Origin of the sequence: Acidovorax sp. IB03, assembly GCF_016406015.1 — a bacterium.
GTDB classification, from domain to species: domain Bacteria; phylum Pseudomonadota; class Gammaproteobacteria; order Burkholderiales; family Burkholderiaceae_C; genus Acidovorax; species Acidovorax temperans.
Genome location: NZ_JAEFCH010000045.1, coordinates 12,269 through 32,346, shown reverse-complemented (window position 1 = coordinate 32,346; position 20,078 = coordinate 12,269). Strand labels below are relative to the sequence as shown.

At 60.4% G+C, this 20,078-nt stretch carries 14 protein-coding genes and 3 tRNA genes; 11 read left to right on the top strand and 6 right to left on the bottom strand.

The genetic code is table 11. From position 1 onward, the window contains the following. Window positions 1-128 precede the first annotated feature (128 nt). The 3 genes from efp to IHV84_RS18005 all read right to left on the bottom strand — a co-directional run bounded on the left by efp (window position 129) and on the right by IHV84_RS18005 (window position 3,035). Complete coding sequence (gene efp, locus IHV84_RS18015) at window positions 129-683, bottom strand: elongation factor P (RefSeq protein WP_066697648.1); 555 nt, start codon at window positions 681-683, stop codon at window positions 129-131. A 140-nt stretch (window positions 684-823) separates the two neighbouring features. Further along, the gene (earP, locus tag IHV84_RS18010) at window positions 824-1,981 is read right to left on the bottom strand and encodes an elongation factor P maturation arginine rhamnosyltransferase EarP (RefSeq protein ID WP_198847892.1); all 1,158 of its coding nucleotides are present in this window, start codon (window positions 1,979-1,981) and stop codon (window positions 824-826) included. A 169-nt stretch (window positions 1,982-2,150) separates the two neighbouring features. Further along, window positions 2,151-3,035 (bottom strand): LysR family transcriptional regulator, encoded by an 885-nt coding sequence (locus tag IHV84_RS18005; protein WP_198847891.1) that lies wholly within the window; start codon window positions 3,033-3,035, stop codon window positions 2,151-2,153. Window positions 3,036-3,179: 144 nt separating this feature from the next. On the opposite strand from IHV84_RS18005, the gene IHV84_RS18000 reads away from it, so the two are divergent. The 10 genes from IHV84_RS18000 (at window position 3,180) to IHV84_RS17955 (ending at window position 13,669) form a co-directional block, all read left to right on the top strand. After that, on the top strand, window positions 3,180-4,406 hold the full coding sequence (locus IHV84_RS18000) for a CaiB/BaiF CoA-transferase family protein (RefSeq protein WP_198847890.1): 1,227 nt from the start codon (window positions 3,180-3,182) through the stop codon (window positions 4,404-4,406). After that, complete coding sequence (locus IHV84_RS17995) at window positions 4,403-5,386, top strand: hydroxymethylglutaryl-CoA lyase (RefSeq protein ID WP_198847889.1); 984 nt, start codon at window positions 4,403-4,405, stop codon at window positions 5,384-5,386. Before IHV84_RS18000 ends, IHV84_RS17995 begins: the two co-directional genes overlap by 4 nt. 36 nt (window positions 5,387-5,422) lie before the next feature. Beyond that, entirely contained in the window at window positions 5,423-6,403 is a 981-nt protein-coding gene (locus IHV84_RS17990) for a tripartite tricarboxylate transporter substrate binding protein (protein ID WP_198847888.1), read from the top strand. Window positions 6,404-6,815: 412 nt separating this feature from the next. Then, a complete protein-coding gene (locus tag IHV84_RS17985; protein ID WP_198847887.1) occupies window positions 6,816-7,865 on the top strand; it encodes a RimK family alpha-L-glutamate ligase in 1,050 nt (349 codons plus the stop codon). Between the two features lie 87 nt (window positions 7,866-7,952). Then, window positions 7,953-9,950, top strand: a complete 1,998-nt coding sequence (gene uvrC, locus IHV84_RS17980) for an excinuclease ABC subunit UvrC (RefSeq protein ID WP_198847886.1) — start codon at window positions 7,953-7,955, stop codon at window positions 9,948-9,950. A 363-nt stretch (window positions 9,951-10,313) separates the two neighbouring features. Continuing rightward, a complete protein-coding gene (pgsA, locus tag IHV84_RS17975; RefSeq protein ID WP_198847885.1) occupies window positions 10,314-10,880 on the top strand; it encodes a CDP-diacylglycerol--glycerol-3-phosphate 3-phosphatidyltransferase in 567 nt (188 codons plus the stop codon). Window positions 10,881-11,195: 315 nt separating this feature from the next. Continuing rightward, window positions 11,196-11,468 carry an HU family DNA-binding protein gene (locus IHV84_RS17970; protein ID WP_044396762.1) on the top strand — a complete coding sequence of 91 codons (273 nt, stop codon included), beginning with the start codon at window positions 11,196-11,198 and terminating at the stop codon, window positions 11,466-11,468. 14 nt (window positions 11,469-11,482) lie between these two features. After that, window positions 11,483-11,558, top strand: a tRNA-Val gene (locus IHV84_RS17965). 61 nt (window positions 11,559-11,619) lie between these two features. Next, window positions 11,620-13,533, top strand: a complete 1,914-nt coding sequence (locus IHV84_RS17960) for a SurA N-terminal domain-containing protein (RefSeq protein WP_066697665.1) — start codon at window positions 11,620-11,622, stop codon at window positions 13,531-13,533. A gap of 60 nt (window positions 13,534-13,593) precedes the next feature. Further along, window positions 13,594-13,669 (top strand) — tRNA-His (locus IHV84_RS17955). A gap of 320 nt (window positions 13,670-13,989) precedes the next feature. Here the strand turns inward: IHV84_RS17955 and IHV84_RS17950 are convergent. The 3 genes from IHV84_RS17950 to IHV84_RS17940 form a co-directional block, all read right to left on the bottom strand. Beyond that, window positions 13,990-14,066 (bottom strand) — tRNA-Arg (locus IHV84_RS17950). Window positions 14,067-14,255: 189 nt separating this feature from the next. Next, window positions 14,256-16,127 (bottom strand): M14 family metallopeptidase, encoded by a 1,872-nt coding sequence (locus IHV84_RS17945; protein WP_198847884.1) that lies wholly within the window; start codon window positions 16,125-16,127, stop codon window positions 14,256-14,258. 261 nt (window positions 16,128-16,388) lie between these two features. Next, window positions 16,389-18,161, bottom strand: coding sequence for a DEAD/DEAH box helicase (locus IHV84_RS17940; protein ID WP_198847883.1), 1,773 nt, complete (start codon window positions 18,159-18,161; stop codon window positions 16,389-16,391). Between the two features lie 246 nt (window positions 18,162-18,407). Between IHV84_RS17940 and ettA the strand changes: the two genes are divergently transcribed. Then, a complete protein-coding gene (gene ettA / locus IHV84_RS17935; protein ID WP_044401746.1) occupies window positions 18,408-20,069 on the top strand; it encodes an energy-dependent translational throttle protein EttA in 1,662 nt (553 codons plus the stop codon). The last annotated feature ends 9 nt before the right edge of the window (window positions 20,070-20,078 follow it).

Sequence of the window (20,078 nt, the reverse complement as noted above, 5' to 3'; positions counted from 1 at the left end):
CACTGTACAAACAACAAAGACCCCGAAGGGCCTTTGCTTAACTTACTGGCATTGGCCTTCAAGGCTCCTTTTTTTGTGGTCTGCGCCACCTCACAAGTGAGGCGGCTGGCACAGCGGCCAGTGAGACCTTAGACGCGCTTGCGGTATTCGCCAGTGCGGGTGTCGATTTCGATCTTGTCGCCTTGCGACACGAACAGGGGCACGGCCACTTCGAAGCCGGTAGCGATCTTGGCGGGCTTCAGAACCTTGCCAGAGGTATCGCCCTTGACGGCGGGTTCTGTCCAGGTGATTTCGCGTTCGACGCTGGTGGGCAGTTCCACCGAGATGGCCTTGCCGTCGTAGAACACGACTTCCAGGGCCATGCCGTCTTCCAGGTAGTTCAGTGCGTCGCCCATGTTTTCGGCTTCGACTTCGTACTGGTTGTAGTCAGCGTCCATGCAAACGTACATGGGATCGGCAAAGTAAGAGTAGGTGCACTCTTTCTTGTCCAGGATCACGTTGTCGATCTTGTCGTCGGCCTTGAACACGTTTTCGGTGCCGAAGTTGCCGATCAGGCTCTTGAGCTTCATGCGCACGGTGGCAGCACCGCGGCCGCCACGGGCGTATTCGGTCTTCAGGACGACCATGGGGTCCTTGCCGTGCATGATGACGTTGCCGGCGCGGATTTCTTGAGCGATTTTCATAGCTGATTGCTTGGGTTGGGGCCGCTCAATGCGGACGGGCTGCTGATGAAGGCGGGGCCCGCCGGTGCATGTTCCGCGGCGGAAGTGCGCTGTTGCGGGGCACGGGAGTGCCGCGTAGGAATTGCGCAAAGCCTTGGATTTTACCGTTTTTCCATTACGAAGCCTAAAAGCTGTGCAACAAGGTTGTCCTGCATCAGCAGTCGGGCCCTGGCCGCCTGCACACACGCCGTCCATTCGCGCAGTGTGTCGTCATCGGGCCACTGCAGGGGCAAGTCATCCAGGCCGTTCCAGGTGTTGTGTAACTGGCGCAGTGACGCGGGTGCTTGCAGCCAGTCCAGAAAGGCCTGCAGCTTGGCGTGGTGTGCATCGTCGTCCTGCGGGTAGATGTGCCAGACCAGCGCCTTGCCAGCCCACAGGCCGCGCACCAGGGAGTCTTCTCCGCGCACGGCATTGAGGTCGCAAGCCCAGAGCATTTCATCAAAAGCCGCCTGGGGGCAAGGCGTGCGGTATGAAATGTATAGCTGCCCGCGCTTATCTGTCGTGCCCTGGAGCGCATTTTTGCTTGAAATTCCCAGCGCCTGCTGCACCGCGTGCGCGGGGCGACCAGGGGCCACCAGCAGGTGGGTGGGCGTGCTGGCGGCCTCGCAAAGCTGCAGCCATTGGGGCAGGGCGGCGGGCTCGTAGCAGAACAGGGACATCCATCGCACGGCGGCACCGGCTGGCGCTGGCAGGCTGGGGTGCGCATGCGCGTTCTGCCATGCGGCCACGTCAAACGCTTCTTGCCGCTGTATCAAGTCGGGTTCACGCAGCAGGCCGCCGGTGGCGGCGGTGAAGCCTGGGTAGAAAAACCACCGCGTCCAGCCCTGGGCGGGCCCGCTGGAGAGGAGCGAGGGCAGGCGGTGGTTGCGTTCCACATAGCGCTCTGCCGACAGGTATTCCAGGTTGATCCATACTGGTTTTTGGCCTCTGGCGTTTGCCCGGTAAGCGGTAGCAGCTATGAATTCAGGAGCAATTTCGCAGCCGAAGGCCTCTACCATCACATCAGTGGGTGCTTCTTGCGCGCCAGGGGGCGGGGCGTGCCAGTCGCGCAGCTCCACGCCGGGGCAGCCCTGTGGTGCCATCCAGGCCAGGGCCGAGGCGTCGTCCACCCACAGGCGCACGCGCTGGCCTTGCCAGGCCAGCTGGGTTGCCAGGCGCCAGCACACGCCAATGTCGCCAAAGTTGTCGATCACGCGGCAGAACACGTCCCACTGCAATCTGGGCTGGGTGGTCAAAGTGGGGAGGTGGGTTCGGCTCATATCAGTGGTTCATGTTGCGAGCATCACCCATGGCTCACGAAACTGGCGCTGCCCAGGCCGGGGCCGCCGCGCAAGGGTCGCCCCGCCGCGCTGGCGGCGTCCCCCTGCCCGCAGCGCACGGCGCTGCGAGAGCGGGGGGAAGGCCCGCAGGGCCTCAGGGGGGGGCGTTTCATGGCATGCGCAGGTGGTCCACCAGCAGGCGCGCCACGCTGGAGAGAGATTCTTCCGTACGCACGCACAACTTGAGGTGGCGGTGCGCCCACGGCTCATTCAGGGTGATGGTGCGGATGCCCAGCGTGCCTTTGTACAGCGCCGCGCTGCCCCGGGGCATGACCCCTACGCCCAGCCCGGCGTTGACCATGAGGCACAGCGCGTCGTAGCTGGTGACCTGGATGCGCAGCTTCAGCGGCAGCCCGGCCTGTGCGGCCGCCTGGGTGAGCTGGTTGTTGATGGCACTGCCAGGGTGGGCGCCCACAAAGTCGTATGCCAGCGCCTCGCACAGCTTGACGGCCTTGCGCCGCGCCAAGGGGTGTTCAGAGGGGATGACCAGCACCAGCTCATCGGTGCGGTAGGGCAGCAGGGCCACCCGGTCGCCGTAGTCGCCATCGTTCAGGATGCCGATGTCGGCCGCGTTCTCGGCCACCGAATTGGCAATGGCTGTGCTGATCTGTTCCTGCAGCCGCACATCTACCTGAGGGTGCAGCGCCATGAAGCTTTGCAGCTGGGCTGGCAGGAATTGGGTGATGGCCGAAATGTTGGCCACCACGCGCACATGGCCGCGCACGCCGGTGCCGTATTCGCGCATCTGGCTGGCAATGCCGTCCAGGTCATTGAGCACGCCGCGCGCCAGGTGCAGCAAGGCAAAGGCGGCGGCCGTGGGGGTGGCGCCGCGGTTGCTGCGAGTGAACAGGTCCACGCGCAGGGCGTCTTCCAGGTCGGCCAGGCGGCGGCTGACGGCGGATGCCGCCAGGTGTTCGCGCTCTGCCGCGGCAGCGATGGTGCTTTCTTCCATCACGGCTACGAAAAGCCGCAGGGACACGGGATCAAGTTTCATGGTCTGCCGATGGTACTGCCGAGCGACCCAGCCATGCCCGTTTGCGATGGCGGCTTCGTGCATCAGCGTTTTGCGGTGCGCCCGCCCTTGCGCATGATGCCCGCCAAACCCCAACGCATTGATTGTTTGCAGGAGAACCAGCACATGGCTTTGCCGCCCGCCGCACCGCCCCTTCCACCCAGCCCCGCCGCACTGCAAGGCGTGCGCGTCATTGAAATGGGCCAGCTGATCGCCGGGCCGTTTTGCGGCAAGACGCTGGGCGAGTTTGGCGCCGATGTGATCAAGATCGAGGCACCCGAGACTGGTGACCCGTTGCGCAACTGGCGACTGATCAAGGAAGGCACCTCGGTGTGGTGGCAAGTGCAGTCGCGCAACAAGCGCTCGGTGGCGCTGGACCTGCGGCAAAAAGAAGGCCAGGACATCGCCCGCCAGCTGATTGCCGAGGCCGATGTGCTGGTGGAAAACTTTCGCCCCGGCACGCTCGAAGGCTGGGGCATGTCGCCCGAAGAGTTGCATCAACTCAACCCCGGCCTGGTGATGCTGCGTATCTCGGGCTACGGCCAGACGGGGCCCTACCGCGACCTGCCCGGTTTTGGTGCCATCGGCGAGGCCATGGGCGGCCTGCGCCACCTGACGGGCGAGCCCGGCCGAGTGCCGGTGCGGGTGGGCGTGTCGATTGGCGACACGCTGGCGGCGCTGCACGGCACCATCGGCGTGCTCACGGCGCTGTACCACCGCAAGGTCAACGGCGGCAAAGGCCAGGTGATTGACGTAGCGCTGCACGAGGCCGTGTTCAACGTGATGGAAAGTCTGATCCCTGAATACAGTGCCTTTGGCGCCGTGCGCGAGGCGGCTGGCAGTGCGCTGCCGGGCATTGCACCGAGCAACGCCTACCCCTGCACGGACGGCTGGGTGCTGGTGGCGGGCAATGGCGACAGCATCTTCAAGCGGTTGATGGACGCCATCGGCCGGCCGGACCTGGGCGCGGCGCCCGACCTGGCCAACAACACCGGCCGCGTGGCGCGTGTGGAGGAAATCGACGCGGCCATTGGCGCCTGGAGCGCGCAGCGCACCGTGCAGCAGGTGCTCGACGCGCTGGGCGCTGCCCGCGTCCCCGCTGGCAAGGTCTACACCGCCAAGGACATTGCCGAAGACCCGCACTACCGGGCCCGCGACATGCTGCTGACGCAAGAGACGCGCGATGGCTACAGCGTGGAAGTGCCGGGCATCGTGCCCAAGCTCTCGGCCACGCCGGGCACCATTCGCAGCAGCGCGCCGCACCTGGGCGATGACACCGATGCCGTGCTGGCAGAAATGGGGCTCAATGCCGAACAGATTGCCCTGCTGCGCAGCAAAGGAGTAGTGCAATGAACGCACCCAGCACCGTTTGGCAAGGCGCGGGCCGCCGCATCCACCTGCAGGAAGTGGGGCTGCGCGATGGCCTGCAGATGGAAAAGGCCTTTGTGCCCACCGACGACAAGATCGCGCTGTGCAATGCGCTGTCGGCCGCCGGTCTGTCCAAGATCGAGGTGACTTCGTTCACATCGCCCACCGCCATCCCCGCGCTGAAAGACGCCGAAATCGTGATGCGCGAGATCACGCGCCGCCCAGGCACGGTCTACACCGCGCTGGTGCCCAATCTGCGCGGTGCAGAGCGCGCCATCGAGTCGCGCACGGACGAGCTGAACCTGGTCATGTCCGTCAGTGCCACCCACAACCTGGCTAACCTGCGCATGACGCAGGAGCAGTCGTTCACAGCGCTGGCGCAGGTGGTGGCCCTGGCGCAGGGCGCCAACGTGGCGGTGAATGTGTCGCTGTCGTGCGTGTTCGGTTGCCCTATGGAAGGTGACGTGCCCGAGGCCGATGTGTTCGGCTGGGTGCAGCGTTTTGTGGGCTTGGGCGTGCGCGGCATCACGCTGTGCGATACCACGGGCATGGCCTACCCCACGCAGGTGCACCGGCTCACGGCGGCAGCCCGCGCACGCTGGCCGGGGGTGGAGTTCACCCTGCATTTCCATAACACGCGCGGCATGGGGCTGGCCAATGTGCTGGCGGCCATCGACGCGGGTGCTGACCGGTTTGATGCCTCGCTGGGTGGCTTGGGTGGCTGCCCGTATGCACCGGGCGCCAGCGGCAATGTGTGCAGCGAAGAGATCGTGCACGCGCTGGCGTTGATGGGTTACGACACAGGCGTGGACCTGGGCGCCCTGGTGGCTGCGGCGCAGCAGCTGCCTGCGCTCATCGGCCACGACATTCCGAGCCAGATCGCCAAGGCAGGCCCGCGCCTGGCGCTGCACCCCGTGCCTTCCGATTTCGATGCGATCCGCGAGCGGGCGCTTGCGCGGTCGTAGAGTTTTTTATTTCAGCAACAACAAGGAGACAGAGACATGAACATTACCCGCAAACAATTCAGCACCATCGCCCTGGGGGCGTTGGCCACGGCCTTGTGCACCGGCGCCTGGGCCCAGGGCACCTACCCCACCAAAAATGTGACCATGGTGGTGCCCACCGCCGCAGGCGGCACGACCGATCTGTCGGCCCGCATGTTGGCGCAGGCGCTGGCCCCGGTGCTGGGCCAGTCGGTCATCGTGGACAACAAGGGTGGCGGCAACGGCAACATTGCGGCCAGCATCGTCAAACGTGCCGAGCCCGATGGCTACACCGTGTTCATGCAGTACTCGGGTTACCACGTCATCTCGCCCCACATCACCAAACAAAAGCAGTGGGACCAGGGCGACTTCCAGCCCGTGGCCAACGTCATCTCGGCCCCGCAGATCATCGTGGTGCGGGCCGACCTGCCGGTGAAGACGCTGCCCGAGCTGATTGCCTACGCCAAGGCCAACCCCGGCAAGCTCAACTACGCCTCGTCCGGCAATGGGTCGCTGCAGCATGTGACCGGCGCCATGCTGGAGCAGCAGGGCGCGATCAAGATGGTGCACGTGCCCTACAAAGGTACCGGCCCTGCGCTGCAAGACCTGCTGGGCGGCCAGGTGGACCTGACGTTTGGGACAGCGCCCCCGTTCATGCCGCACATCGCCAGCGGCAAGCTGCGCGTGCTGGCCGTGACCGGCAAAGAACGCCTGCCCAGCCTGCCCGACGTGCCCACCACGGCAGAGGCGGGCTACTCCAAGGTCGATGCCACGTCGTGGTTTGCCGTGTTTGTGCCCGCCGCCGTGCCCAAGCCGGTGGTGGACAAGCTGACCGCCGACATCCGCACCGTGGTGCAAAGCGCCGCCTTCAAGCAAAAGGCGCTGGAGCAGGGCGCTACAGCCGACTACCAGACCCCGGCGCAGCTGGGAGACAAGGTCAAGACCGATCTGGCCAACTGGGCGCAGGTGGTGAAGACCTCGAGGATCGAGGCGGAGTGAGGCTGGCACAACACAACACAACACAACACAACACAACACAACACAACACAACACAACACAACACACTTTCTGATTCATATGCGAATAGAAAAAAACTAATAAAAATAAAAAATAATAGAAATTTTCTAATTTACTCGCTTCTCTATTTTTAGAACAATGAGATTGTCTAATTTGTAAAAAAAGGAAATTCATGCAAGCAAATAACGAAAATCCCGTCAGCATCGAAAAAGCATACACGCTAAAATTTCTCAAGCCTAATCCTTCCGTAGATATGGATTCGGAGAAGTGGTCTTGGAAGCCAGTCAATCACAATGGCACGCTAGGCATTCAGACTGCCACATTCTCCGGAAAAAACCAGGCTGACGACTACACAAATGAATAAAGAAAGCGCCGAAAGGCGCTTTTTATTTGCATGATCGCAATTTTTGGAAACCCCAAAGACCCACATGCCCAAGAGATATGCAATAAAACTAATATGCTTGGGTATGATTGCACCATAATTTCTACTGCAAGATGTAGCCTGAAAGATACCAGTTTCATTTTCTCGCACAATCATGGGCATTCATCGACTATAAAAATTAACCAAGGCGGCAATACCGTTTGCCTTGACAGTGTAATGGCAGCGTTGGTGCTCCAGCCGATATTTCCTCTATTTTCTACGACCGCACAGGAATTCAATCAAGAATTGAAGTTCTGGTTTTTCACATGGAGAGAATCTATGGAGGGGGTTTACGCAGTGCTTGAGCGCAAAAAAGTGCTTCTGAACGACTCCGTCTCAAATGCCATGGCAAACCAGAATAAGATACGTTACATCAGTGCCCCAATCACCCAATTCTTAAGACAGCCCAAAACTCTCGTCAGCAACAACAAGGAATCATTGCTGAATTTTTTTGTGAATTCGCATCAATCTGTCATTCTTAAAACATTGCATCAAATGCAATTGAGTCTGGATGGCGAACCCACTATGCTTTTGGCATCTCTAGTGCAGCGCGATGACTTTCTTGATTTTGGACAGGCAAACGAATGCCCTGTGCTTCTTCAAGAGTACATCGATAAAATATATGATGTACGCTTGACCATTGTCGGCAATCAGATCTTCGCTTGCAAAATCGATGCAACAAAATCAGATGCGGGCCGTATAGATTGGCGTGCATACGATTTGCCCAATACGCCGCATACTCCATATGATCTTCCGGAGAAAATATCCGAAGAAATAAATAATATTTGTATGCAGTTGAAGCTTGATTATGCCACAATAGACCTTTGCGTCAATCGCGCTGGTGATTATTATCTTCTGGATATCAATCCGTATGGCAAATACCTATGGATTGAGCATGCAATTGGCGCCCCTATCACCGATGCCATTGCTCGGTTTCTCATAAAAAAGTCATTCAACTACGCTAATACATATGACGACAAAGCCACGCCATCAATAAAAGATGGTCCTAGCATTCGTCAATAAGGCGCAAATTGCTAGCTTTATGGGTGCCGTTGGTTGTGTCGCTGTAGCGTTCAGGGGTGACCGCAGGGCGCTGCCACAATACGCGCCATGTCTGATGTGCATTCCGAAGAACTGCTGGCGCAGGTGGCTGCGCTTCCCGCGTTGCCTGGTGTCTACCGCTATTTCGACGCCCAGGGCGCGCTGCTGTATGTGGGCAAGGCGCGCCACCTTAAGCGGCGCGTGTCGAGCTACTTCACCAAGAACCATGGCGGCACGCGCATCGGCCACATGGTCAGCAAGATCGTGCGCATGGAGACCACGGTGGTGCGCTCCGAGGCCGAGGCGCTGCTGCTTGAAAACAACCTCATCAAGTCGCTGAACCCCAAGTTCAACATCCTGTTCAGGGACGACAAGAGCTACCCGTATCTCAAGATCACCGGTACCGCGGCCGCTACGGGCGATGCGCCGGGCCAGAAGTTTCCGCGCATGGCGTATTACCGGGGGTCGGTGGACAAGCGCCACCGGTATTTCGGCCCTTACCCCAGCGCCTGGGCGGTAAAGGAAACCATCCAGCTGCTGCAAAAGGTGTTTCGCCTGCGCACCTGTGAAGACACCGTGTTTGCCAACCGTACGCGGCCCTGCCTGTTGTTCCAGATCAAGCGCTGCAGCGGCCCGTGTGTGAATTGGGTCTCGCCCGAGGCCTACGCCGCCGATGTGCAACATGCCGAGGCCCTGCTGCGCGGCGAAACGCAGGAGGTGCTGCAGGCCATGGAGGCGCGGATGATGGCGCACTCCGACAAGCTCGAATTTGAACAAGCGGCCGAGGTGCGCAACCAGATCCAGGCACTGTCGCGCGTGCTGCACCAGCAGTCCATCGAGATTGCGGACGACAAGGACGTGGACATCCTGGCCGTGCGCGTGCAGGGCGGCCGCGCCTGCGTGAACCTGGCCATGGTGCGCGGTGGCCGCCACCTGGGTGACCGGCCTTACTTCCCCGTGCACGTAGAGGATGCCGCTGCGGTGTTCGAGGAAGAGGGTGGTGATGGCGCAGACGAGGCGGTAGCCACCCCGTCTCGCCCCGCGCGCCCGGTGGAGGCGCTGGTACTCGAAGCCTTCATCGCCCAGCACTACATCGGCGTGCCCGTGCCGCCGTTGCTGGTGACCAGCGTGCCGGTGGACAAAGCCCTGCTGGACGCGCTGACCGAACAAAGTGGCCTGCGTGTGAACGCCATCCACCAGCCCCGCGAACAGCGCCGCGCCTGGCTCGACATGGCGCAGAAGAACGCCGACCTGCAATTGGCCCGCCTGCTGGCCGAAGAGGGCTCGCAGCAGGCCCGCACGCGGGCGCTGGCCGAGGCGCTGGACTTGCCGCCCGAAGACCTGGACCAGCTCACGATCGAGTGCTTTGACATTTCGCACACCGCAGGGGAGGCCACCCAGGCATCGTGCGTCGTGTTCCACCACCACAAGATGCAGAGCAGCGAGTACCGGCGCTACAAGATTGAGGGCATCACAGGTGGCGACGACTACGCTGCCATGCGCCAGGTGCTGATGCGGCGCTACAGCAAGGTGGTGGAGGCCCAGCGCGAAGAGGGCGGTATCGACTTTGCCACGGCAGGGGCCGATGGCGCAGCGCCGCAGCGCAAGGGGGCTGCGCGCCTGCCCGACCTGGTGCTCATCGACGGTGGCAAGGGCCAGGTGGGTGTGGCCCGTGAGGTGTTCGCCACCTTGGGCCTGGACCTGGCCCGCATCGTGGGCGTGGAAAAGGGTGAGGGCCGCAAGGTAGGCCTGGAAGAACTGGTGTTTGCCGATGGGCGCGAAAAGATCTACCTGGGCAAAGACTCTGCCGCGCTGATGCTGGTCGCCCAGATCCGTGACGAGGCCCACCGCTTCGCCATCACCGGCATGCGGGCCGCGCGTGCCAAGGTGCGCGTGGGCGGAGGGCAGCTGGAAGAAATCCCCGGCATTGGCCCCAAGAAGCGCGCCCGCCTCCTGCAGCGCTTTGGTGGTGTGCGCGGCGTGGCGGCTGCCAGCGTGGAAGACATCGCCACGGTGGAAGGCATTTCGCGCGAGCTGGCGGAAGAGATTTACCGCGCCTTGCGCTAGGGATCCTCTGCACGAATCGAGCGGCAAGTAAGCGCTGCGGATCGGGATGGGCTGCAAGGCGCAAAACGCAGCAATAGCCGCAGCTATTGCGAGGATTTGCAACGCAGCAGACCGCCCGAGGCCGCAGATGCACACGGCGCGGTGATTTGTGCAGGGGATCCCTAGGGTTGATTCTTCTGTCGTCCAGGCCGTGGCGCCGCCGCCACAGATGGGTGGGCTGTTGCGGTCAGTGTCTTGGGCTATGCGCCTCCTGTGGATTTGCCTGCGTTGAGACTTTGACGCCCGCAGGCACCACCTTTGCAAAAAGCCAGCGCTCGCCAGAGATCACGCCCGGGACGTCGGGTGCATGACACAATTGCGCCCATGTTTTGGACTATCCCCACCTTGATGACTTGGACGCGCATTGTCGCGATACCTTTGATCGTGGGGGTGTTCTACGCACCCATCGATCCGGCCACCCGCAATCTCCTCGCCACGGTGATGTTTGTGGTGTTTGCCGCCACCGATTGGCTGGACGGATTTCTGGCCCGCAAGCTCAACCAAACCTCGTCGTTTGGTGCGTTTCTGGATCCGGTCGCTGACAAGTTTCTGGTGTGCGCGTCCTTGCTTGTTTTGGTGCATTTGCAGCGCGCCGATGTGTTCGTGGCGCTCATCATCATTGGCCGTGAAATTGCGATCTCGGCCCTGCGCGAATGGATGGCCCAAATCGGCGCAAGCAAGAGCGTGGCCGTGCACATGATCGGCAAGGTCAAAACCACGGTGCAGATGCTGGCGATCCCCTTCCTGCTGTACGACGGGCGCTTGTTTGGCGTGATCGACACGGGCGTGTGGGGCACTTGGCTGATCTGGGCTTCTGCAGTGCTCACTGTCTGGTCGATGGTTTACTACCTGCAAAAAGCCCTTCCTGAAATTCGCGCCCGGGTTCGCTGAGCGCGATCTGGCGCAGCCTCACAGTGTCTGGCCGGTGTCAATCGGTGAAGCCGCTCATGCGGCATGGGGGCGACAAAAACGCGCTGCATGCCCGGCGGGGCGCAGAAATGAGACTAGAATTCACGCAACGGCGCCGCAAAACGGCGTGTTGTATTGACACCCCGGAAGTCGATGGCTTTAATCTGACGCAGCAGACCCTGCTGCGTACCCCAGTCATTCCCCCGTCCTAAGCTAACGCTCTTCAGCAAAGCGCTTTGACGTATGAAGGCCAGATACCCGAGACATTCCATCAACGCTATTCCCGAGAGGCTTCTTGTGAACAAAACCGAACTGATCGAGCACATCGCTAACAATGCCGACATCTCCAAGGCAGCCGCTGCACGCGCTCTGGAGTCGACCATTGAAGCCGTCAAGAAGACCCTGAAGAAGGGTGGTACTGTCTCTCTGGTTGGTTTTGGTACGTTCGCAGTGGGCAAGCGCGCAGCTCGCACAGGTCGCAATCCCCGTACCGGCGCTGCGATTAAAATCAAAGCTGCTAAAGTTCCGAAGTTCCGTCCAGGCAAAGCATTGAAAGATGCTGTGAACTGAAAATTGTTTTAGGCGGGTCCTTAGCTCAGTTGGTAGAGCGGCTCCTTTACACGGAGTAGGTCGGCGGTTCGAGACCGTCAGGACCCACCACCATACAAACAAAGGCGAACGAAAGTTCGCCTTTTGTTTTTGTCACTGAAAGATCGAGACCATGTTTGAAGCCATCCGCAAGCATTCCAAGATCGTGATGTTCTTGTTGTTCTTGCTGGTCATTCCTTCGTTTGTCCTGGTGGGTATCGACAGCAACTACTTCTCTGAAAAGAGCCCAGTGGTGGCGCGCGTTGATGGACACAAGATCACCCAGGCGGACTGGGATAACGCCCACAGGGAAGAAACGGACCGCATCCGCGCCCAATCCCCCAATGTGGATCCCAAGCAGCTGGACACCCCCCAAGCGCGTTATGCCACGCTGGAGCGGCTGGTTCGTGACCGCGTGTTTGCCGCGGCAGCGCAGAGCTCGCACCTGATCACCAGCGACGCTCGTCTGGCCCGTGCCCTTCAAGATATCCCAGCCATCGCCGCGTTGAAGCGTCCCGACGGCTCGCTCGATACCGAAGCCTATCGTTCATTGGTCGGCGCCCAAGGCCTGACACCTGAAGGGTTCGAAGCAAACGTCCGCCGCGAATTGTCGGTGAGCCAAGTGATGGGTGGCGTGATGAGTACGGCGTTCGCTACCGACGCTGCCGCCAAGCTGGCATTCGATTCGCTCTACCAGCGCCGCGAAATTCAAGTGGCTCGCTTCAATGCCACCGACTACGCGAAGCAGGTCAACCCTACCGAGGCGGACATCGAAGCCTTCTACAAGGCCAATGCCCAGCGTTTCCAGCAGCAGGAGCAAGCTGCCGTGGAATATGTCGTTCTCGACCTGGACAGCGTCCGCTCGGGCATCCGTGTGAACGAAGATGACCTGCGTACTTACTACAAGGAAAATCTGACGCGTCTGGCCGCGAAAGAAGAGCGCCGTGCCAGCCACATCCTGATCAACGCCGCTAAAGACGCACCGGCTGCTGACCGCGAGCAAGCCAAGGCACGTGCGCAAGAGTTGCTGGCGCAAGTGCGAAAGTCTCCAGCGTCATTTGCGGAGGTTGCCAAGAAGTCATCGCAGGACTCCGGGTCGGCGCCAGCGGGTGGAGATCTCAACTTCTTTGGCCGCGGTGCGATGGTGAAGCCTTTCGAAGATGCTGTGTTCGCGATGAAGAAGGGTGAGATCAGCGACGTGGTGGAGTCTGACTTTGGCTACCACATCATTTTGCTGACGGATATCAAGACTCCACGCCAACCTTCGTTTGAAGAACTGCGTCCGTCTTTGGAAGCTGAACTCAAGCAGCAGCAAGCGCAACGCAAGTTTGCGGAAGTGGCAGAGGCTTTCACCAATAGCGTGTACGAGCAACCAGACAGCCTCAAGCCTGTGGCTGACAGCCTGAAGCTCAAAATCCAGACGGCTGAAGGTGTCACGCGCGTTCCTGGTCCTGGCGCCAGTGGCCCGCTGGCCAGCCCCAAGTTTTTGGAAGCATTGTTTGCCAACGATTCCGTGGAAGGTAAGCGCAACACCAGTGCGATCGAAGTCGGTCCAAGCCAGCTGGTGGCCGGGCGCATCTCGACTTACACCCCTACGCGTACGCTTGCCCTGCAAGAGGTCAGCGACCGCGCACGTCTTTTGCTGATCGCAGAAAAGTCGGCAGAGTTGGCCCGCAAGGACGCAGAAGCCAAGAAGGCCGCGTGGATGGGCAATGCCGCGCCTGCTGCAGGGCTGGCACCGGCGGTAGTTGTGTCCCGCGATCAGACGCAGAACCTGCCTCGTGCTGTGGTGGATGCAGCCTTGCGTGCCTCGCCCGACAATTTGCCCGCCTGGGTGAGTGCAGATCTGGGATCGCAGGGAACCGCAGTGGTGAAGGTGTTGCGGATCATTCCTCGCGAAGGGGTGGATGCCCAGCAAGCTGCTCAGCAACGTCAGCAGTTGCAGCAGTGGTGGAGCACAGCCGAAGGGTTTGCATACTACGAAATGCTCAAGGAGCGTTTCAAGGTTCAAATCAAACCTAACCGTCCCCAGTCTTCCAGTATTTGATGATTTAAGCCTCTCACGTTGAAACTAGTGCGGGAATTTGGGTTATAATTTATTTCTACGGTGGCTGTAGCTCAGTTGGTAGAGTCCAGGATTGTGATTCCTGTTGTCGTGGGTTCGAGCCCCATCAGCCACCCCAAAATATGTTGTTTCACTAGGATGTGAAATGTAGCGATCAAAAGCCTCTGTGGTACCCCACAGAGGCTTTTTTGTTTTTAGCTTCGCTTTACGGGCTCATCGCATCGTCGGGTATGGGCGTGATGTAATTTCTGACATCTCGACTGGCGTGACTGTGCTTCATGAGTTGTTCCAATTGCGACGCCACAGTTCTTTGGTTCTGTGTGTTGTCTCTCCATGCTCTGCCAACGGTGAACGGTCATCGCATTGAACATGGTGAGGCGCAAAAAAACCCGCTACGCCTGAGGTGTGCGGGTTTTGGTTTGAAGCGTAGAAGGCTCTTGGCCTGCCCGGAGGGACTCGAACCCCCGACCTATTGCTTAGAAGGCAATTGCTCTATCCGGTTGAGCTACGGGCAGTTTGGGATGTGGCGGTGGACTTAGGGATAATCCAAGCCCTCCAAGATGGAGCAAGTTTGCTCTACCGCCGTGAGCTGCGATGATAACCCGCTACAGGCACCACCGAAGCAAGCCCAGCGGTAAGCGCAGCCCTAAACAATCCGTCAATGGATCACCAGGTTGTTGAACCTGCGCCTGGTAGTCTTTCGGTCAGTCGATTTCCTCAAACACCAATGCTGGCGTCGCCATCACGCGGGCAGTGTGGCTCAAGTCGTCCACCAGGCGGTTGGCGAAATAGCTGTTTTGCGTGTCGGGCTCCAGTGCCGCGACAGCGAGGTTTGCAAGGGGCTGATTCAGAGGAATGTAGTAGCTCTGCGCAGGAACATCCATCGCTGCGCGCACCGGGTTGACCTTGACTCGGATGATTTCGCCGCTTCCAGCGATACCTCCGCGCACATCGCGCCGTTCGCTCACTTCACGGGCAGTTTCTTCGTATTTTTCAACTAAAAGTGAGCCTGCCTCTGCCACGCGCATGACCTGAATGCCCAGAAGCTTGAAGCGTTCTACTGCTGAAGTCGCACTGGCATCGAGCCAGTATCCACAGGGCCGAGCTCTGGCTTGAAGGGTTCGCAGCGTCAGCGATGAGTTCCAATCGACGCGTGTAGTTCGGTCTTCGCCCGACGTGGGATCCAGAAAGGTGAGATCACGTTGAGTGGGTGTTGCTGCCGCATTCACGATGATTTGGTCACGGCAAGCCTGGGCAGATGTGTCTTTGACGACAAAGGAGCGAACCTGTTCCAAGGGCCCCGCTTTTTCTGAAGCACTGCGCAGAGCACTGGTCATGGCCACGACCTGGGCGTGCACACGTCTTTGGGCATGCAGGCGACCGATGCCTACTCCCCGCGTTTCTACCAGCAGGCTGACGGTATTTTTCAGACCATGCACATTGCGCCCGGTATCTGGCTGGGTACCACCCATGGAGATGGATTTATCGTCCCGGTTGGTGGATGTGGTGTAGTACCACTCACTGCTCAGGCCCTGGTCCTTCAATGCAGCAACCATGGGGCCATGAAACCACTCCAGCGAAGCCTTGGTCAGGAATTCGGGATAGTTCGCTGTGGTGGTGTGCTGCAGGAGTGCGTCGTACTTCTGGATACCGTTGAATTTTTCAAGGAATCGGCCGACCACTGTGTATTCGTGCGAGTCGATGACCAGGATGGGGCGATAGTCGCGTACCAGACGCGCGATGGCTCTGGCTTCTGGTGTGTGCAAGAGCAGATGGTCTCTGTTCATGTCGATCCCGTTGGCGGTGACGCGCGTGCCCGCTTCACTTCCGTCAGGGTTGGCTCGAGGCACAACAATCACATTGATTTTGTCCAGCAGTGTTTCCAACAGACCGCCTGGTGCCAACTCTCTGGCCAGAACTAGCAGCGCTTCGGCGCTTGCTGGTTCATCACCGTGTTGCTGCCCCACCAGTACCACCGTAGGACGACCGGCAGATTCCAGGACCGCTGGGGTGGGACTTTTGGCTCGCGTCAGCAGCAATCCAAGGATGGGTGTGCCGCGTTGGGAGGTGCCTAGATTGATCAGGTGAGGGCGGGCCTCATTGGCTGGGCGCATGCCAGCCAAGTCTTTCAGCCATTGGGCCAGTTCGGCATTGGTTGTGAAAGCGCGGCGGTCTTTGCCCAGGCCAGGGGTGCTGTATTGGATGGTCGGTTCAGGAAAGCGAGCCGCTACTGCCGCGTTGTACGGCGGCGTCAGCGAATCTTCGTTGCGGCTGACGATGACTGGCGTGGGTGCAACGGGCGTTGCGACTGGCTCCGCGACGCGGGCAGGTGCGCCCAAGAAGGGCTGTGGGACGGGCTTCGCTGCTGTTCGTGGAAGCGGTGCGGGGGCCTGGGCTTGCGGAGCCGACGAAGGGTTTGCAGGCCAGGGCGGTAGCGGGGTACTGCTGCATGCACCAAGGAGTGTCGCCGCCCCGAGTAGCGCGGCCATGACATTGAGTCGCCTAGCGCTGAGGCGATAGGGAGCCTTGGTGACGGGTTGTTGGTTGAGGGCGGGGGAGGGATCACGCAAGGTCATGGTTCGAGGGCCGTTGTGGGCGCTGGTGTCGTCATGGTTTTGTGGATGTTACCTGTTGGCGCTGGGCGCGCCCTCGCTGCGCGTCTTCACTATCTTGTGCTCCTCCATTCAGCTATGAGCCTCATGGTTTGGATGGCTTCATTTGATTGCTGTGGAACGAAGGCAGGCTCTGAGTGCACTGGTGTGAAAGCCTCTCCCAATGTAACTGCGCCCAACTCCCACACAAAAATGGGAGCTGGGCGCGTTGATCAGGAGGAGTGGTTAGCGATTGAATGAACCGCGAGGGCCGCCAGAGCCACGTGGTCCGTTGCCTCGGCCGCCGCCGCCACCACCGCCACCACCGCCGCCACCGCCGCCACCGTAGCCGCCTCCGCCGCTACGGTATCCACCACCGCCGCCGCGGCGACCGCGTTCGGCCATGCTGTCTACGCTGGTACGCATGGGGTCGGGTTGTCCACCCGCGCCGTGGCCTCCATTGCGATGGACGGGGTTGCTGTGTCCGAGGTGGGTTCCCAGATGGGCATTGGCCCGTGGAGGCTGTGCATCGTCGTAGCGAGAGGAATTGTCGGGGCGTGGGCCACGGCTGCGTGCAGATGCCGGTTGAGCGTTGCCGCGACCTGCACCACCACCTTGGCCAGCACGGCCTCCGCCTGCGTTCGGGCCTTGGCTGCGTGGGCCGCTGCCATTTCCAGACCGTCCACCGCCGCCATTGCCTTGGCGAGGGCTGCGTTCGCCTTGGCCCTGGGCTGCCTTGTTGGTACGAATGCGGTCCATCATTTCAGAGCGAGCGGCCTTGGCGGCAGCCTGCATCACTTCGCGGCTCGGTGGCTTGCCTGCACCGCCCCAGATGGTCTGGCGGCCCATGGCGATGGGCTCGGCCTTTTCTCCCTCGTCCGGGCCAAAGCCGTCGATCACCTGAACGGGGATTTCCTGCTTGGTGAAGCGCTCGATCTCCATCATGAAACCTTCCTCGTCCATGCAGACGAGGCTTACGGCATGGCCCTCGCGGCCGGCGCGGCCCGTGCGGCCGATGCGGTGAACGTAGTCCTCGGACACGTTGGGGATTTCGTAGTTCACGACGTGCGGCAGGTCGTCGATGTCGATGCCGCGTGCCGCGATGTCGGTAGCCACCAGGGCGCGGATCTGGCCCGTCTTGAAGCCCTCCAGCGCCTGGGTGCGGGCGCTCTGGCTCTTGTTGCCATGCAGCGCCATGGCCGAAACGCCGTTCTTGGTCAGGTACTCGGCCACGTTGTTGGCGCCGAACTTGGTGCGCGTGAACACCAGCACCTGGCTCCAGTCGTGCTCCTGGATGATGTGCAGCAGCACCTGCTTCTTCTTGCCGCGCCCCACGGGGTGGATCACCTGGCTGATGCGTTGCACCGTGGTGTTGCGCGGGGTGACCTGGATGCTCTGCGGGTTCTTGAGCAGCGTGTTGGCCAGCTCGCGGATCTCATCGCTGAACGTGGCAGAGAAAAGCAGACTCTGCTTGTCTTTGGGTACTAAGGCGAGCACCTTTTTGACGTCATGGATGAACCCCATGTCGAGCATGCGGTCGGCTTCGTCCAGCACCAGAATTTCAACCGTGGAAAGGTCCAGGAAACCTTGCTGCTGCAGGTCGAGCAAACGCCCGGGTGTGGCAACCAGTACATCCACCCCGCGCTTGATGCGGTCGATCTGCGGGTTCATGCCCACACCACCAAACACCACGGTCGAGTTGATATCCAGGTATTTGCCGTAATCGCGCACCGACTCTTCGACCTGAGCGGCCAGTTCACGGGTGGGTGTGAGTACCAGCGCACGAATGCCCTTGCCGCCAAATTTGCTCTTGGGGGCTGTGCCTTGGCTTAGACGATGCAGCATCGGCAGGGTGAACGCAGCCGTCTTGCCGGTGCCGGTCTGTGCCCCGGCCAGAAGGTCATGCCCTTCAAGCACGGCGGGGATTGCCTGCGCCTGAATGGGGGTCGGTGTCTCATAGCCTTGTTCGAGCACAGCCTTCAGGATGGCAGGGGCCAGATTCAGTTCTTCAAATTTCATGTCGTTGATTGCACCCGTCCGGGGCGCGGGGTATCGGCCTGTCGTCGCAACCGCGAGAGGGTTGCCGAGCCAGTCTCAGGCAGATGAGGTTCAAAGGTGGGAGCCCGGAAAGAGAGATTCCATCGTCCCCAGCAAACTGCTGATGTGATGAGCAACTGGAGCCCATTACGGCGTCTATTGTCGCATGGGCCGATAATCTCGGTTTGAACGCAGAATTTCTGCCCACTTTCGCAGGTTAGACAAGCAATGGCCCAATACGTTTATTCGATGAATCGCGTCAGCAAGACGGTGCCCCCCAAGCGCCAGATCTTGAAAGACATTTCCCTGAGCTTTTTCCCCGGCGCCAAGATTGGTGTTCTGGGCCTGAACGGCTCGGGCAAGTCAACGCTGCTCAAGATCATGGCTGGCGTGGACAAGGAGATCGAGGGTGAAGCCATCCCGATGCCTGGCATCAAGATTGGCTACCTGCCCCAGGAGCCTCAACTCAATCCAGAGCACACCGTGCGTGAAAGCGTGGAAGAGGCGATGGGCGAGGTCTTTGCTGCCAAGGCCAAGCTCGAAGAGGTGTACGCCGCCTATGCTGAGCCCGATGCTGACTTTGACGCTCTGGCTGCCGAGCAGGCCCGTCTGGAGGCCATCATTGCCACCGCTGGCACAGATTCCGAGCACCAACTGGAAATCGCAGCTGACGCCCTGCGCCTGCCTCCGTGGGACGCCAAGGTGGGCGTGCTCTCCGGCGGTGAAAAGCGCCGCATTGCGCTGTGCCGCCTGTTGCTGTCCAAGCCTGACATGCTGCTGCTGGACGAACCCACCAACCACTTGGACGCTGAGTCGGTGGACTGGCTGGAACAGTTCCTGCACCGCTTCCCCGGCACCGTGGTGGCCATCACCCACGATCGCTACTTCCTGGACAACGCCGCCGAGTGGATTCTGGAACTGGACCGTGGTCACGGCATTCCGTACAAGGGCAACTACAGCACCTGGCTGGACCAGAAGCAGGCCCGTTTGGAATCTGAGCAAAAGGGTGAAGAAGCCCGCGCCAAGGCCCTGAAGAAGGAACTGGAATGGGTGCGCCAGAACGCCAAGGGCCGTCAGGCCAAGAGCAAGGCACGTATTGCCCGCTTCGAGGAATTGAGCGATTTCGAATACCAAAAGCGCAACGAAACGCAGGAAATCTTCATTCCTGTGGCCGACCGCTTGGGCACCCAGGTCATCGAGTTCAAGAACGTCACCAAGTCGTTTGGTGATCGCGTCCTGATCGACAACCTGAGCATGAACATCCCCGCAGGTGCCATCGTCGGCATCATCGGCCCCAACGGTGCCGGTAAATCCACGCTGTTCAAGCTGATCGCAGGCCGTGAGCAGCCTGACGCGGGCGAAGTCATCATTGGCTCCACCGTGAAAATGGCCTACGTAGACCAGTCGCGTGATTCGTTGTCGGACGATAAAACCGTCTGGGAAGACATCTCCGGCGGTCTGGATATCATCAATATCGGCAAGTTCCAGATGGCCAGCCGTGCTTACGCGGGCCGCTTCAACTTCAACGGTGGAGATCAGCAAAAGAAGGTGGGCATGCTCTCCGGTGGTGAGCGCGGTCGCCTGCACTTGGCCAAAACGCTTATCCAGGGTGGCAACGTGCTGCTGCTGGACGAGCCATCGAACGACTTGGACGTGGAAACCCTGCGTGCCTTGGAAGATGCCCTGCTGGAATACGCGGGTACGGTGTTGGTCATCAGCCACGATCGCTGGTTCCTGGATCGCATTGCCACGCACATCCTGGCCGCCGAAGGTGACAGCCAATGGACGTTTTTTGACGGCAATTACCAAGAGTACGAAGCCGACAAGAAAAAGCGCCTGGGCGAAGAAGGTGCGAAGCCCAAGCGCATGCGTTACAAGGCGCTCAAGTAAGCGCTCCAA